Source organism: Flavobacterium sp. GNP008 (assembly GCF_056428965.1).
The window spans coordinates 1,341,578-1,359,516 of record NZ_JBWJVL010000001.1; the positions used below are offsets into that span (position 1 = coordinate 1,341,578).

Annotated in this window: 10 protein-coding genes; all 10 read left to right on the forward strand. The window is 35.2% G+C overall.

Going from position 1 to position 17,939, the window contains the following annotated elements; genetic code table 11:
• Positions 1–27: 27 nt before the first annotated feature.
• The 10 genes from AC0608_RS05955 to remB all read left to right on the forward strand — a co-directional run bounded on the left by AC0608_RS05955 (position 28) and on the right by remB (position 17,851).
• A complete protein-coding gene (locus AC0608_RS05955; RefSeq protein ID WP_478288434.1) occupies positions 28–1,242 on the forward strand; it encodes an MFS transporter in 1,215 nt (404 codons plus the stop codon).
• Entirely contained in the window at positions 1,239–3,104 is a 1,866-nt protein-coding gene (locus AC0608_RS05960) for a trehalase family glycosidase (protein ID WP_478288435.1), read from the forward strand. The genes AC0608_RS05955 and AC0608_RS05960 overlap by 4 nt, the downstream gene beginning before the upstream one ends.
• Positions 3,105–3,177: 73 nt before the next feature.
• The gene (locus AC0608_RS05965) at positions 3,178–3,603 is read left to right on the forward strand and encodes a CBS domain-containing protein (RefSeq protein WP_417958670.1); all 426 of its coding nucleotides are present in this window, start codon (positions 3,178–3,180) and stop codon (positions 3,601–3,603) included.
• A 153-nt stretch (positions 3,604–3,756) separates the two neighbouring features.
• Complete coding sequence (locus AC0608_RS05970; RefSeq protein ID WP_478288436.1) at positions 3,757–6,045, forward strand: NADP-dependent malic enzyme; 2,289 nt, start codon at positions 3,757–3,759, stop codon at positions 6,043–6,045.
• A gap of 94 nt (positions 6,046–6,139) precedes the next feature.
• Positions 6,140–6,721, forward strand: a complete 582-nt coding sequence (gene ruvA / locus AC0608_RS05975) for a Holliday junction branch migration protein RuvA (protein ID WP_417958668.1) — start codon at positions 6,140–6,142, stop codon at positions 6,719–6,721.
• Positions 6,722–6,745: 24 nt separating this feature from the next.
• Positions 6,746–13,891: a T9SS outer membrane translocon Sov/SprA gene (sov, locus tag AC0608_RS05980; protein WP_478288437.1), complete on the forward strand. Its 7,146-nt coding sequence runs from the start codon at positions 6,746–6,748 to the stop codon at positions 13,889–13,891.
• 87 nt (positions 13,892–13,978) lie between these two features.
• The gene (gcvH, locus tag AC0608_RS05985; RefSeq protein ID WP_417958666.1) at positions 13,979–14,359 is read left to right on the forward strand and encodes a glycine cleavage system protein GcvH; all 381 of its coding nucleotides are present in this window, start codon (positions 13,979–13,981) and stop codon (positions 14,357–14,359) included.
• Positions 14,352–14,729, forward strand: coding sequence for a VanZ family protein (locus AC0608_RS05990; RefSeq protein ID WP_478288438.1), 378 nt, complete (start codon positions 14,352–14,354; stop codon positions 14,727–14,729). The genes gcvH and AC0608_RS05990 overlap by 8 nt, the downstream gene beginning before the upstream one ends.
• A 235-nt stretch (positions 14,730–14,964) precedes the next feature.
• A complete protein-coding gene (gene deoC / locus AC0608_RS05995) occupies positions 14,965–15,708 on the forward strand; it encodes a deoxyribose-phosphate aldolase (protein ID WP_478288439.1) in 744 nt (247 codons plus the stop codon).
• Positions 15,698–17,851, forward strand: coding sequence for a gliding motility outer membrane protein RemB (gene remB, locus AC0608_RS06000; RefSeq protein WP_478288440.1), 2,154 nt, complete (start codon positions 15,698–15,700; stop codon positions 17,849–17,851). Before deoC ends, remB begins: the two co-directional genes overlap by 11 nt.
• Positions 17,852–17,939: the final 88 nt, after the last annotated feature.

Here is a 17,939-nt window from a genome sequence, read left to right on the forward strand (position 1 = left end):
ATTAGACAATTAATTAAGAAATATAACATGAAAAAAAGTACGGTTAAAATTGCCATGTATCTCAATTACTTTGTATTTGCCATACTGCTGAACAGCGTAGGAATTGTGATCCTTAAGGCACAAAAAAATTATGGAGTAGATGAACTGCAAGCCAGTGTTTTGGAAGCTTTCAAAGATTTGCCTATTGCCATAGTTTCTTTTTTAATCGCTTCTTTTTTACCCAGAATAGGCTACAAGCGCGCCATGCTTATTGGTCTGGCTTTGGTTTCAGTAGCGTGCGTTAGTATGTATTTTGGGAATTCTTTTGGAACGGCAAAATTACTTTTTGCTACCGTTGGCGTTTCATTTGCGTTAATAAAAGTATCGGTGTATTCACTTATTGGAACCATAACAGAGAATCAGCAGGAGCACAATAGCTTAATGAGCAGTATCGAAGGGGTGTTTATGATAGGGATTGCATTGGCGTATTTTTTATTTCCAGCTTTCAACTCCGAAACAAATCCGGATTCATGGTTAAACGTGTATTGGTTATTGGCGGGAATTTCATTAGTGTCTTTTGTTTTTTTATTTTTTACTAAATTCGAAAACAAAACCGAAATTCTAGGAGTTGATTTAGCAGATGACTTTAAACAAATGTTTAAATTATTCGCTAAGTTGCTAACTATCGTCTTTGTAATCAGTGCGTTCTTGTTTGTAATGATTGAGCAGGGTATTATGTCGTGGTTGCCGACTTTTAATAGTAAAGTATTGCACCTTCCAGAGAATATCAGCATTATGATGGCTAGTATTCTTGCAATCTCATTGGCAGCAGGAAGGCTTTTAGCCGGAGCTATTACTAAAAAAGTCAATTGGATTTGGGTGCTCAGTTTTTGTACTGTCGCGGCAATGCTTATTGTGATTTTTGTACTTCCTAAAACCGTAGGATTAGAGGTAAAAGAAATCAATTCGCTGAACGATATTCCACTAATAGGATTTGCATTTCCGTTAGTCGGACTTTTTATAGCGCCTATTTATCCGCTGCTAAATTCAGTGGTTTTAAGTGCTTTGCCAAAAAAGATGCACAGTTCAATGACCGGTTTAATTGTAGTTTTCTCTGCGCTTGGCGGGACTTTGGGTTCTAGAGTGATTGGCTATTTGTTTAAAAATGAAGGGCCGGAAAATGCGTTTTACTACACATTAATTCCAATGTCATTGTTGTTTATTTCTTTCTTTATTCTAAAAAATCTAACCTCTAAAAAATGAAATTCTTACTTAATATAGACAAAGTGTTCCATGAACTATTGCTTCAGGAAGATACGGATCATGACAAAAAGATTACTAAAGACGATAACGGACCTAAAAGATTTGTGTTAGTTGACGAAACTACTAAGCAAGAAGAAATTATTGTTGGGACCTACTACTTATCAAATTTATTACAGGAATTAGCTCAACTTAAGGAAACAAATCAAGTATTGGGAGAGGTTGATCTTGATCGAATTCAAGAAAATCCAGTACAGCGGATTTCAAGAAAAATCAGAGATGATTACTGGGACGAACTGACACGGACCATTGATAAAAAAGGATTGACCCAGATCCTTGCGGATGAAAAGACATCCAGTGATGTGGCAACACTTTATGTTTCTGCAAAAGATAAGCAGGGAGTATCTTATTTTCAGGAATTAGAAAAAGAATTGCCAAATTTTAAAGTTGAAATTCTGCCTGAAAATTATTCGATGGAATATGTGGAAACTTTAAATCAAAAACCCGGAATACTTGCTTTGGCATTGGAGCAAAAAAGATATAGTTTACAAGGTGTTCCTTTTGTGGTTCCTGGCGGGAGATTCAACGAAATGTATGGATGGGATAGTTATTTTATTGGTGTTGCTTTGATAATTGACAATCAATTGGAGAAAGCTATGGCCATTGCTGAAAATTTTAAATATCAAATCATACATTACGGTAAAATTCTAAATGCAAATAGAAGTTATTACTTAACTAGAACGCAACCCCCATTGTATTCTTCGTTGATAATTGAAATTGTAAAAAAGAAAGTTCCAGATTTAGAGTGGTTGAGAAGTCATTTAGAAACCATTATTTTAGAATACAATACGGTTTGGATGGTACAAGGAAAACGATTAACCCTAACGGGTTTAAATCGATATAAAGCAGATGGGGTGGGGATGCCATTTGAGGTGGAGCCGGGTCATTTTGATGATGTTTTAGAGCCGTATGCTAGAAAATACAACTTGCCAATTCGAGAATTTGAAAAGCAATATTTAAACAGAACTTTAGTTGATGCTACTCTAGATATGTATTTCGTTCATGATCGAAGTTTGAGAGAAAGTGGGCATGACACCACCGATAGGCTTATAAATACGTGTGCCAATTTAAACTCGGTAGACGTCAATAGTTTTCTTTATAAATATGAAAACGATATTGCTTATTTGATAAAAGAGTATTTCAATAATGCTTTCCAAGTGGGAGCTGTAATGCATACTTCGGAAGAATGGCAACAAAAAGCACTTTTCAGAAAAAATAAAATCGACGAATTGTGTTGGAATGAGCAGTCAAGTATGTATTTTGATTATGATTTTGTACACGAAAAACAGTTGCCATTTGAAGCTGCCTCAACATTTTTCCCTTTATGGGCTGGGTTGTGTAATGAATACCAGGCTAAAAAATTAGTGGAAATAGTTTTGCCTCAATTTATAAAAAAGGGAGGTATTACAGGAAGTACTAAGGCGAGTGTGATGCATGTATCTAAAGATGCACCACAACGGCAATGGGATTATCCGTTTGGTTGGGCGCCACACCAAATGTTGTTGTGGGAAGGATTGATAAAGTACAATTATTTAGATAAGGCACAGGAAATGGTGTACAGGTGGTTGTGGTTGATCACTAAAAATGCAGTGGACTACAACGGTACGATTCCTGAAAAATTTGATCTGGAAATAAGCTCTCATAAAGTTTTTGCCGAATATGGTAATGTGGGGACTAAATTTGATTACATCGCTAAGGAAGGGTTTGGTTGGGTAAATGCCTCCTACCAATATGGTTTGCAGATTTTGGATGCGAAATTAAAAGCTAAATTGGAAGCGTTAATTTCACCAGATGATTTATTTTAATGCTGAAAAAATATTTTTTTGTGGTTTGAATGCATATTTTTTTTAACTTTATAATTCACTAAATGAACCTATTATGACTGTTAATCAAATTTTAAGCACCAAAGGAAAGGAAGTATATTCCATACTTTCCACTGACACTGTATATGAAGCACTGACAGTGATGAGCGAAAAAAATATCGGAGCTATTCTTATCATTGAAGATACTGTCCTGAAAGGAGTTTTATCGGAAAGGGATTATGCTAGAAAAATTGTTCTAAAGGCCAAGAGTTCAAAGAAGGCCTTTGTACATGAAATCATGGAAACAGATGTCGTGACAGTAAGTCCCTCAGATAATTTAGACTACTGTATGGAGTTAATGAGTACAAAACGAGTTCGGCATTTGCCCGTTTTAGAGAATAGTATTGTAATTGGAATCATCTCCATTAGTGATGTAGTCAAAGCAATAATTGATTTACAAAAAGACACAATTGAACATTTAAACTCCTACATAACACAATAAAAGCGGAATGCCTTAAGAATTAAAACAGCTACAAATTTTTTGTAGCTGTTTTTGTTTGTCAATACATGTCTATTTTTATAAAAGAATAGTATAAAAGCTTCCTTTTTAAAGCAAGTCTTATATCTTTGTCAACTAGAATAAAATCTAAAAACAATGGACAAAAATAGCAAAAGAAGAGAAGCATTATTATACCACGCAAAGCCAACTCCTGGTAAAATTCAAGTAGTTCCTACAAAGAAATATGCAACGCAAAGAGATTTATCTTTGGCCTATTCCCCTGGTGTCGCTGAACCCTGTTTAGAAATTGCAAAAGACGTAAACAACGTTTATAAATATACTGCAAAAGGAAATTTAGTTGCTGTGATTACAAACGGCACTGCCGTTTTAGGATTGGGTGATATTGGTCCAGAAGCTTCTAAACCAGTAATGGAAGGTAAAGGGTTGTTGTTTAAAATTTTTGCTGATATAGATGTATTTGATATTGAAATTGGCACTAAGGATATTGAAGAATTTATTCAGACTGTAAAAAACATAGCACCTACTTTTGGTGGAATTAATTTAGAAGATATAAAAGCACCTGAATCTTTTGAAATTGAAAGACGGCTAGTAGAAGAGTTGAATATTCCAGTAATGCATGATGATCAGCACGGTACGGCTATCATATCTTCGGCTGCATTATTGAATGCATTAGAATTGGCGAATAAAAAAGCTGAGGATGTAAAATTAGTAGTTTCAGGAGCAGGTTCAGCAGCACTGGCTTGTTCTGATTTGTATGTTTTATTAGGGGTTAAAATTGAAAATATTTTCATGTTTAATAGCAAAGGATTATTGACAAGAGACAATCCTAAACTATCTGAACTGCAACAAAAATATGCCAAAGATATTCCGGCAATGACCTTGCAAGAAGCCTTGGTTGATGCAGATGTTTTTTTAGGCTTGTCTACAGGAGATATTATGTCTCCACAAATGTTACTTGGAATGGCTGATAATCCCATTGTTTTTGCAATGGCTAATCCAGATCCAGAAATTGATTATAACCTTGCTATTGCAACCCGTAAAGATGTGATTATGGCAACGGGTCGGTCGGATTTTCCCAATCAGGTGAATAATGTTCTTGGATTTCCTTATATTTTTAGAGGGGCACTTGATGTTCGTGCAACCAAAATAAACGAAGCCATGAAAATGGCCGCTGTCAAAGCGCTGGCTTTGTTGACTAAAGAATCAGTTCCGGAGCAAGTAAATGTGGCTTACGGTGCTACAAAATTAAATTTCGGTAGGGAGTATATTATCCCAAAACCTTTTGACCCAAGGTTAATTACTATTGTGGCTCCGGCTGTAGCTAAAGCAGCAATGGATTCGGGTGTAGCATTGAACCCTATTACGGATTGGAAAAAATACGAAGAAGAACTCTTGGATCGTCTAGGGAATGATAATAAAATGGTTCGTTTGATTACAAACCGAGCAAAGATGGATCCTAAGAAAATTGTTTTTGCTGAAGCAGACCATTTAGATGTGCTTAAAGCGGCTCAAATTGTACAGGAAGAGGGAATTGGTTTTCCAATTTTATTAGGGAATAAAGAAATTATATTGGAACTAAAAGAAGAAATTGGTTTTGATGCGGATGTTCAAATTATTGATCCTAAAATAAAAGAGGAAGAAGGGAGAAGAAATAAGTTTGCTACAACGTATTGGTCTTCCAGACAAAGACGTGGGATTTCTTTTTTAGATGCGCAAAAATTAATGCGAGAAAGAAACTATTTTGCGGCAATGATGGTTAATGAAGGGGAAGCAGATGCACTGGTAACAGGACACTCAAGAAGTTATCCATCTGTTGTTAAACCCATGTTGCAACTCATCGAAAAAGCGCCAGGAGCTTCTATTATAGCTACTACTAACATGATGATGACGGCTCGTGGGCCCATGTTTTTGTCAGATACCGCTATAAACATCAACCCATCAGCAGATGATTTAGCTAAGATTGCCATCATGACGGCTAAAACAGCCAAAATGTTTGGGGTAGAACCAGTGATTGCAATGATATCATTTTCTAATTTTGGATCGTCTACAAGTGAAAGTGCAGCCAAAGTAAGAGAAGCGGTGGCTTATTTACATAAAAATCATCCGGAGATGATTATTGATGGAGAGCTTCAAGCAGATTTTGCGTTGAACCCAGAAATGTTGAAAGCAAAATTTCCTTTTTCAAAATTAGCAGGTAAAAAAGTAAACACTTTAATTTTTCCAAATTTAGAATCAGCAAACATTACGTATAAGCTTTTGAAAGAATTGAATAAAGTTGATTCAATAGGCCCTATCATGCTAGGAATGGGTAAACCTGTCCACATATTTCAATTGGGCGCAAGCGTTGAGGAAATGGTGAATATGGCTGCTATTGCGGTGATTGATGCTCAGGAAAAAGAAATGAAAAAAGCAAAACAAATTTAATTTAATAGTCTGTAGGCAAGAAGCGTAGTTAAAATTATGAATTTAATTTAACCGTATGCTAATTTTGTTATATTTGGAAATATATTAACACTTCATGATAGCACATTTACAAGGTAAATTAGTAGAGAAATCACCCACGCAAATAATTATTGATTGTGGAGGCGTTGGCTACCATGTGAATATTTCTTTACATACGTATTCCTTACTACCAGACACAGATTTAATAAAAGTGTATACGCATCTTCAGATAAAAGAAGATGCGCATACACTTTTTGGTTTTATGGAAAAGTCAGAAAGAGAAATTTTCAGGCTCTTATTATCTGTTTCTGGGATAGGAGCGAGTATAGCTAGAACCATGCTTTCCTCATTAGATCCAAAACAAATTACTAATGCAATTGCATCTGCAGATGTAATTACTATTCAATCTATAAAAGGAATAGGCAGTAAAACAGCTCAAAGAGTAATACTTGATTTAAAGGAAAAAGTATTAAAATTATATGATTTAGATGAAGTTTCTATGTCACAGAGCAATACAAATCGAGATGAAGCGTTATCTGCTCTGGAAGTCCTTGGGTTTGTACGAAAAACTTCCGAAAAACTTATTGAAAAAATAGTCCAAGAAGATCCAGATGCTTCTGTAGAATCAATTATCAAAAAAGCGTTAAAGAACCTCTAAAAGGTATTTAAGAAAACGAGTTGTATGCATAAAATTTGTATTTTTTTGCTTGTTTTATTTTGTGGATTAGTGTCGCAGGCACAAGTAAAAGAGGCAGCTCAGGATACCGTTAAAACTGGTTTTTCTATTGGGAAACTTCAACTAAAAAACCCTCAAAGTATTCTTTCGGCTTACACGTATGATCCTGTTACGGATCGTTATGTTTATACGAATTCCGTAGATGGGTTTTCTATTAATTATCCTATAATTTTAACTCCAAAAGAATACGAAAATCTTGTTTTGAAAGAATCCATGCGAGATTACTTCAAGAAAAAAGTAGATGCTATTGATGGAAAAAAAGAAGGTAGCGAACTGGCTAAAAGGGATTTGTTGCCCAGATATTATGTAAAATCGGGTCTTTTTGAATCTATTTTTGGAAGTAATACTATTGATGTGAAGCCTACAGGATCCGTAGAAATGGATTTGGGAATGCGGTACACAAAACAAGATAATCCATCCTTTTCGCCAAGAAATAGGTCTACGCTATCTTTCGATTTTGATCAAAGGATCAGTATGAGTCTGATGGGGAAAGTGGGTACACGACTTAATGTTAATGCAAATTACGACACCCAGTCTACATTTGCTTTTCAAAATTTAATTAAATTAGATTACGCTCCTTCAGAAGATGATATTATTCAAAAAATTGAAGTAGGAAATGTGAGTATGCCACTAAATAGTTCTCTAATAAGAGGAGCTCAAAGTTTATTTGGTGTAAAAACGCAACTACAATTTGGGAAAACAACTATAACTGGCGTTTTTTCGGAACAAAAATCACAAACTAAAAGTTTAATTGCTCAAGGCGGTGGAACAATAGAGGATTTCGAGATGTTTGCTCTAGATTATGATAGTGACAGGCATTTTTTCCTTTCCCAATATTTTAGAAGTAGGTACGATAAATCACTGGTAAATTATCCCTTTGTTGATAGTAGGGTTCAAATCTCGAGAATCGAAATTTGGGTAACCAACAAACAAAACCGCGTTACAACGACCAATAATAATTTAAGAAATATTATTGCGCTTCAGGATTTAGGGGAAGGGCAATTGTCTGGATTACCTGATAATGAAGTGGTAGTTTTAGACCCTTCATCAGGAATTTTTAACAATCCTTTAGATTCTCCTACGGACAACTCTAATAATGATTATGATCCCTCTCAAATACTTACGGGAGCAGGTTTGCTGAATCGTAATATTCGTGAAATAGTAACTGCAAATTCGGGGTTTAACGTCACTGTCAGTGAGGGGCAGGATTATTCTAAATTAGAAAACGCCAGAAAATTGAATCCGAATGAATATACTTTCAATTCGCAATTAGGGTATATTTCATTGCAACAACGATTGGCTAACGATGAGGTTTTAGCAGTTGCCTATCAATATACGATAGGAGACAAAGTGTATCAGGTGGGAGAATTTGGTAACGATGGCGTAGATGCAACCGTGGTAACAGGAAATACTCCCTCAAACCAAGCAATTATTTCACAAAGTTTAGTCTTGAAAATGTTGAAAAGCAATTTGACCAACGTAAAAAATCCAGTCTGGAACCTGATGATGAAAAATATTTATCAGATTCAAGGTGGCTATCAATTGAAACAAGAAGATTTTAGGTTTAACATTCTTTATACAGATCCTTCACCATTAAATTACATTACGGAAGTTGCAGGAATTCCTTTTCCAGCAAATCCTGCCAAAGAAAATGAAGTTGCCGAAACCCCTTTGTTGAAAGTATTTAATTTAGATAAATTAAATTATAATAATGATCCGCAAACCGGTGGAGATGGTTTTTTTGATTTCCTACCGGGTTTGACAATAGATGCGCAAAACGGAAGAATAATATTCACCACTAAAGAACCTTTTGGGGAACTATTATTTTCTAAATTGTCTAATACGGGTTCAGCAGAAAATTATAACAATGTTAGTACTTATAATGAAAATCAGAAGAAATACGTGTTTCGTAACATGTACCGTAATACCCAATCTGGCGCTTTGCAGGACAGCGATAAAAATAAATTTCTATTGAGAGGAAAATACAAATCGACTGGTAGCGACGGAATTCCAATTGGCGCATTCAATGTTCCTCAAGGATCAGTAGTAGTTACTGCGGCTGGAAGAGTTTTAGTGGAAGGAATTGATTACAGCGTCAATTATCAGTTAGGCCGCGTTCAAATTTTGGACCCCTCATTGCAAGCATCAAATACACCTATTGAAGTGTCATTAGAAAACAATTCTGTTTTTGGTCAACAAACCAGAAGATTTATGGGGTTAAATGTAGAGCATAAAATTTCCGAAAACTTTGTGGTTGGGGGTACATTCTTAAAAATGTCTGAACGACCGTTTACACAAAAATCAAGCTTTGGGCAGGAATCCGTAAACAATACCATTTTTGGATTCAATACTAATTTCTCTACCGAAGTTCCTTTCCTAACCCGTTTGGTAAATAAATTACCAAATATTGATACTGATGTGCCTTCGAATCTTTCGGTACGAGGGGAAATAGCCTTTTTGAAACCAGATTCACCAAAAGCAGATCAGTTTCAGGGAGAATCTACCATTTATGTAGATGATTTTGAAGGTTCCCAATCTACCATCGATATGCGTTCTCCTTATTCTTGGAGTCTGGCATCAACACCCGATAGAAACGCTACAAGTACATATGATTTTAATGCTAGCGCTAATGATTTGAGCTATGGATTCAAAAGAGCCAGATTAGCATGGTATTCTATTGACCCTGTTTTTTATACGCAAAAGCCCGTTGGAATCTCTAATGAAGATTTGTCTTTCAATAAAACCCGAAGAATTTTTAGTGAGGAATTGTATCCTTTGACGGATATTGCACAAGGTCAATCGCAAATTATAAATACGTTAGATCTGAGTTATTACCCATCTGATCGGGGACCCTATAACAATAATCCAAATGGAGCTTTAAACCCAGCAGAAAATTTTGGAGGGATTATGCGTTCGTTAAATTCTACAAATTTTGAACAAGGAAATGTGGAATACATTCAGTTTTGGGTGTTAGACCCGTACGTTGGAAATGGTCAGGCTCCTCAATCAAATACTGGAAAAATATATTTCAATTTAGGGGAAATAGCGGAGGATGTCTTAAAAGATGGAAGAAAACAATATGAGAATGGACTTGGTCCTGACCAGATATTAGTAAATCCAAGACCGCTGTGGGGTGATGTTCCTGCTTCTCAATCATTGATTTATGCTTTTGACACCAATGCTGAGAATAGAAGGAATCAAGATATTGGGTTGGATGGTTTGGCTAATGCAAATGAAGGATCCGTGTATACTAATTTCGCATCAGAACTAGATCCTGCAGCAGATGATTATACTTTTTATTTGAATGCATCAGGAGGTATCTTAGACCGTTATAAAATGTATAATGGTACCGATGGTAACTCCGCCGTGGATATTAATGATCCTAACAGAGGATCATCAACAGTTCCTGATGTGGAAGATATAAACAGGGACAATACGATGAATACTATCAATGCTTACTATGAATATAGTATTGATGTACAACCCGGAATGAGTATTGGACAAAATTATATTACTGATATAAGAAACACGCAGGTGTCCCTGCCAGATGGTTCTACCACTGAAGCCAGATGGTTACAGTTTAAAATTCCGGTTTCTCAGCCAGAAAATGTTATTGGAAACATTTCTGATTTTAGATCCATCCGTTTTATGAGAATGTTCATGACAGGTTTTAATGACGAAGTGACGGTTCGTTTTGGAGCCTTGGATTTAGTGCGTGGAGAATGGAGAAGGTATACCAATACCCTTGATTTTAATGATACAAATAGTGCGGATGACAACACTAATTTAGATGTTTTGGCCGTGAACGTTCAGGAAAATAACGAAAGATGTCCTGTGAATTATATTACTCCGCCAGGTGTACAGAGAGAGCAATTATACAATAATAATACGGTTATCAATCAGAATGAGCAATCCCTGGCATTAAGAGTTTCCGGAGACGGATTAGAACCAGAAGATTCCAGAGCTGTTTTTAAAAATGTAAGTATTGATATGCGGCAATTCAAGAAATTGAAAATGTTTTTACACGCGGAATCTTTAACGGGCGAAATCGCACTTCAAGACAATCAAATGGTAGGTTTTATTCGCTTTGGAAATGATTTTACCCAAAATTTCTATCAAATTGAGATTCCTTTAAAAGTAACTATTCCTTCGTCTGGATCCAATGCTGATTGTTCTCCTTTGAGTGCTGAAGCAGTTTGGCCAGAAGAGAATGAAATTGATTTGTCTTTGGCATTATTGACTAAATTGAAGATTTTAGCAATGAGTGTAGATCAAAGTACATTGCCATTAGACGGTATTTATTATCCAGACACTGATCCCAGTATGCCAGATGGAGACGGCAGTACTACTTTAAAGTTAGGGATAAAAGGAAATCCTAACTTTGGCTTAGTGAGAACACTAATGGTAGGTTTGAAAAACAGTGACCTTCGCAACGATATAAAAGGGGAGGTTTGGTTTAATGAGCTTCGCTTGGCGGATATGGACAACCAAGGCGGAATGGCGGCGGTTTTAAATGTGGATTCAAATTTAGCTGATTTTGCGACTGTTTCAGCTTCTGGCAGAAAAAGCACTATTGGTTTTGGATCGCTAGAACAAGGACCAAACGAAAGAAGTCGGGAGGATACGGAACAATACAGTATTGTAACGAATGTAAACCTTGGAAAATTATTGCCTCAAAAATGGGGGGTTAATTTGCCATTTAATTACGCTATTGGCGAAGAAACCATAACTCCAGAATACGACCCTTTCAATCAAGATATTAAATTAAAACTATTACTTGAGAATACTGCGGATCAAAATCAAAAGGACAATATTACCAGTAGAGCCGTTGATTACACAAAGCGCAAGAGTATAAACTTTATTGGTGTACGAAAAGAACGTCAACCAGAACAGAAACAACGTGTTTACGACCCGGAAAATTTCACATTCTCGCAGTCTTTCAATGAAGTAGAACGACATGATTTTGAAATTGAAGATTATGTAGATCAGCAAGTGAATTCATCGGTGGATTATGCATACACTTTTAAACCTAAAGCAGTGGAGCCGTTCAAGAAATCGAAATTCATGAAAAAAAGCAATTATTGGAAGCTTTTAAGTGATTTAAATTTCAACTATTTGCCGTCAAATATTTCATTTAACAGTACCATTATCAGACAATACAACCGCCAACAATTTAGACAAGTTGAAGTTGAAGGGATAGGTCTGGATCCTTTATACCGCAGAAATTTCGCTTTTAATTATCAATACGGCTTCAATTATAATTTGACTAAATCAATAAAATTAAATTATACAGCTTCCTCGAGTAATATTGTAAAAAATTATTTGAATGCAGATAATGAGCCTATTGATAGCTTTACCATTTGGGACAGTTATTGGGATATTGGTGATCCAAACCAGCACATGCAACAATTGGTTTTAAATTATGAAATTCCAATTAATAAAATTCCTTTATTCAGTTTCGTAAAAGCAAATTATTCGTATACAGGGGACTACAGCTGGCAACGTACCTCTAATGCACTGTCTCAAATACAAATTGATGGGAATGATTATAATTTGGGGAATACCATTCAAAATGCAAGTTCCAACAATCTGAGTGCAGCATTCAATATGGAACTGTTGTATAAGTATTTAGGAGTAACAAAAAACACCAATAAAACGGTTCCGAAACCAAAAGTAGCAGCCCCAAAACCAGGTGAAAAAATAGTGAATAATAACGCGACTCAAATTCCAAAGAACAATCCTTTTTTTGATGGTTTAATTGGAATTTTGACCAGTGTTAAGAATATTCAAATGAATTATACCCACAACAGCGGTACGATTTTACCAGGATATACTCCCGGTGTTGGATTCTTGGGTTCTTCAAGACCGTCATTAGGGTTTATATTTGGAAGTCAAGATGATGTGCGTTACGAAGCAGCTAAAAATGGATGGTTAACGAATTATCCGGACTTCAATCAAAACTTCTCTCAGGTAACCAATAAATTATTTAAAGCTACAGCTAATGTTGATTTGTTTCCAGATCTAAAAATTGATCTGACATTAGACAGGGCTTTTTCTGAAAATTTTTCAGAACAATACGATGTTTCAAATGGAGTTTACAATGCCCGATCGCCCTACAATACCGGTATTTTCTCTATTTCGGCAGTTTTGATTAAAACGTCTTTCTCCGTGAGTGATGAAAATAGCTCAGCAGCTTTTGATGATTTTAGAATGAACCGACTTACCGTGGCAAATCGCTTGGCAACTGAAAGAGGAATCGACATAAACAATCTTAACAATCGAGATGCCGAAGGCTTTCCATTGGGATACGGCAAAAATAATCAAGCCGTATTGTTACCGGCCTTTTTAGCAGCCTATTCAGGAGGTGATGCATCCAATGTTTCCTTGGGGATTTTTAGAAGTTTTCCAATACCGAACTGGGCGATAAAATACAATGGATTGATGCGTTATGGTGTTTTCAAAAAGAATTTTAAACGCTTCTCCTTGCAACACAATTATCGAGCATCATATACTATAAACGCCTTTAGATCGAATTTTGAATATGATAATGCACCAGATGGAGTAGATGCAAACGGTAATTTTTACAATCAGACGATTATGTCAAATATTAACTTAGTAGAACAATTTAGTCCGTTGTTAAGAATGGATTTTGAATTAAAAAGCTCTTTAAAAGTACTCACCGAAATTAAAAAAGACAGGGCTTTGTCCATGAGTTTTGACAATAATTTATTGACAGAAGTAAAAGGAATTGAATATATAGTGGGAATGGGGTATCGATTTAAAGATGTAATTTTCTCTTCACGACTCGCGGATAATCCAACAGGAATAATAAAAAGTGATATCAATTTGAAAGGAGATGTGTCCTATCGTAACAATCAAACTATTGTTCGGTATTTAGATTATGATAACAATCAACTGGCAGGTGGACAAAATATATGGTCTGTAAAATTAACGGCTGATTATGCTTTCAGTAAAAATCTGACGGCTATTTTTTATTACGATCATTCTTTTTCGAAAGCAGTAATTTCGACTTCTTTTCCGTTGACGAATGTTCGATCTGGATTTACGCTAAGGTATAATTTTGGAAATTAATTTTTCAAAATCTAAACCAGATTTGAACAGAAGATTGTTACATTTGTCACAGAGAATTTCAATTAATAATTATCAATTACAATTTAGATGAACATACCAGCAAATTTAAAGTACACTAAAGATCACGAATGGATTAGTATTGACGGCGATATCGCAACAGTAGGGATCACTGATTTTGCACAAAAAGAATTAGGGGATATTGTATATGTTGAGGTAGAAACGTTAGACCAAACATTAGAGAAAGATGAAGTTTTTGGAACAGTAGAGGCCGTTAAGACAGTTTCAGATTTATTTCTTCCTATTGCAGGTGAAATTATTGCTTTCAATGATACTTTAGAGAGTACTCCTGAAAGTGTGAATTCAGATCCATATGGTGCTGGATGGATGATCAAAATTAAAATAGCAAATTTGGATGAAGTTGATGGGTTACTTTCCAGTGATTCGTATAAAGAATTAATAGGTGCTTAAACAATTCTATTTTTGGGCTGCTTTACTATGGGCCGGAACAATTGCTTTTTTTTGTTTGGTACAATTGAATAATGTCCCTTTGGGAAATGTTGCAAATTTAGACAAATTTGTACATGCTTTTTTTCATTTTGTATTGACAATGCTTTGTTTCTTGGTCTTAAAAAGTCGGTCGGATACAATAAATGGTTTAAAATCCTTAATGGTTTCATTTCTGTTTTCTGTTATTTTCGGCATTGGAATTGAAATTGCGCAGGAGATGTTAACCAAAACCAGGCATGCAGATATTTTTGATGTTTTAGCAAATTTGTCTGGAGCAACTTTAGCTGCAGGAGTTGTTATTTTATTTGGTCTGAATACTAAGCAAAGATAAATCTCAAAAAATAATAGAGTCCCACTTCGGTGGGATTTTTTGTTTTTGGGTATTTTACAAAGGCAATGTTTATGTGCGTAAGACTGTTGTTTAATATGTATTTTTTATAAACTAAGTAAAATATTTGTTATAGATCTAAATAAATCAAATAGAGGAGTTTTATATGAAAGTTGTGTTCGGATAAAATGTATTTTTGTGTTATAATTTGGTAAAATTAAGAAATCAAAAAAACACTATGAATATCAGGCAATATTTAGATTCCACCTATTTAAAAACTGCGGAGCAAGCGGGTATGAATGAAACGCAAAATAGTCTTGTTGCTCAGGGATTTATTCAGGAAGCAATTGAGCAGCATTTTAAACTGATTATGATTCGTCCTGAAATGGTTTCAATTGCCAAAAATATGATAACAAAAGCTAATTCGATTGTACAGATTGGAACTGTGATTGATTTTCCCGAAGGCAAATCTTCAGTTGAAGATAAACTTAAAGAAGCCCTTAATGCGATTCAAGATGGTGCCGATGATTTGGATTTTGTTTGTAATTATGAAGCTTTCAAAAATGGTGAAACTGATATAATAAAAGAAGAAATCTTAAAATGTACCCAATTAGGGTTGTCTAATAATAAAGTAGTAAAGTGGATTATTGAAGTAGCGGCACTTAATGATAAAGAAATTATTCAATTATCAAGTCTGATAAAAAATGTAATTGTTTCTAATTTTGAACAAGAGTTTTTTCCTCAGGTTTTTGTAAAATCCTCGACAGGATTTTATAGAACGGAGGATAATTTACCAAATGGAGCTACTATTTCAGCTATTATGATGATGCTTGAAAATGCGTGCCCTCTTCCGGTGAAAGCTGCAGGGGGAGTCAGAACGTATGAAGAAGCTGTTGCGATGATTCAGTTGGGTGTAAAACGAATAGGAACCTCCGGGGCAAAAAGGATTGCTGATGGTCAAAATTTAGATAATGAATATTAATTTGAAAAAGAAATTAAGCATGAAAAAAGGATTGTTCACATTGCTTTTGCTGTTGTATTCCTTTTTTATTTCTGCTCAGGAAATAACAAGTGTAACGGTACAATCCGGTAATTCTGCAGAACGTTTTCCTGTTTTTCCCAATTGTGTGAACGTGCAGTCTAAAGTATTGGAGAATTGCTTTTACGATCAAGTACAGGATTTTGTTTTTGCAAATTTTGAAGTTGCAGAGCATTTAAAAGAAAATGGTTTCCAGGGTAATGTAAAAGTACTTTTTGAGGTAAACGGCGAGGGTTTTTTTAAAGTGATTTATGTGGATGCCATTGAGGAGAAATTGATAGAAGAAACGAAAAGAGTTTTTAGTGAATTTCCCAAAATACAACCTTCTACGTATAACGGAAAACCAACCTATGCGAGATTTACAATGGCAATTTCGATTCCATTGAAAAGCAGAGCGGAAGTAGTTGCTGAAACATTGGCGCAAGCCGAAATCATACCAAACAATACTAAAAAGCTAACAGAGTTGGATAGTATTGTTTATAAGAAATTCAATAGTCCTGAATTAGAAAGTCATTTAAATGTTCCTTTCTCGCATAGCTATTATGCGCAATTTGATGCTTCATTAAATCAGATGGGAAGCAACAATCATACAGCTTCTAAACCCTACACGTATGCTGAGGTATCAAAGTATTATGACATGAAAGGAGTTAATGAAAAGTTAAAAAAGAAGGCCTCAAGTTGGTGGACGAGAAAGTTATGGAATAAAAATACTGTAGAAATTCAAGGGGAAGGCTACTGGTTTACACTGAATCCTATTTTTGATGTACAAATTGGGAAAGCATCAAAAAGTGAAGCCTCCTATACCTATGTGAATACACGGGGCATTAATTTTCGCGGCGGTTTAGGAAAAACGCTGAATTTTACCACAACTGTTTTTGAAAGTCAAGGCCGTTTTGCGGACTACTACAATCGTTATGCCGAATCCATTAGGCCTGCGGGGGGAAATCCTGCAATTATCCCTGGTATTGGAATTGCAAAAGATTTTAAAACGGATGCCTATGATTTCCCTTTGGCAGAAGCCAATTTGACGTTTGCTCCTAGTAAATATATTGATTTACAGCTGGGTTATGGGAGGAATTTTATAGGCGATGGTTACCGTTCTTTGTTAGAAAGTGATGGCGCCAGTCCCTATCCGTACTTTAAATTGAATACGAATTTCTGGAAAATTAAATATACCAATACTTATATGTGGCTCAAAGATGTTCGTCCCGAAGTAACATTGGAACGAACCTACGCTACTAAGTTTATGGCAAATCACTATTTGAGTTGGAATGTTTCGAATAGATTGAATCTTGGCTTTTTTGAGTCGGTGATTTGGACGAATACTAATGACAGAGGTTTTGATGTAAGTTTTGTGAATCCAATTGTTTTTTATCGCTCTGTTGAGTTTGCATCTTCCGCGAGAAGTGGAAATGCGATTTTAGGGTTGACGTATAAATACAAATGGAGCAATCAAATTAATTTTTACGGACAATTTATTCTAGATGAATTTTCTCTTGGTGATGTCAAGAAAAGAGACAATAGTTGGAAAAACAAGTATGGCTATCAGCTAGGCGTCAAGTATTTCAATGCTTTCAAGGTGGATAATTTACTAGTGCAATTAGAGTACAATCATGTCCGTCCCTATGTCTATTCTCATAGTATGCCGATCACTAATTATGGGCACAACAATCAAAGTATAGGACATCAATGGGGAGGAAATTTTAAGGAATTAATCGCCATAGCCCGTTATCATAAAGGGCGGTATTTTGCTGATGTAAAATTGACTACAGGAACTCGAGGATTGGATTTTGATACAACACAAGATAATTTCAATTATGGAGGAAATATTTATAAAGATTATGATGAAAACAGACCTTTTGATAGTGGTGTAAAAGTGGGTCAGGGAAATAAAACGGCAGTTTTTATTGCTGATTTACAAGGGGGATATCTGATAAATCCAACAACAAATTTAAAACTTTTTGGTAGTTTTATTTATAGAAGTTTTGACCCAACCAAAAATACGGCAACTACTTTTAGAGAAAGTACGAATTGGTTTACTTTGGGGTTAAGGGCAGATATCTTTAATTGGTATTTTGATTATTAATTTTTATTTTTGTTTTGTATTTTTTTTTATGAATTGTTTTTTGTCAAATCCCTTTTGATACCCTACTTTTGCAAAAGTTTTTACAAAG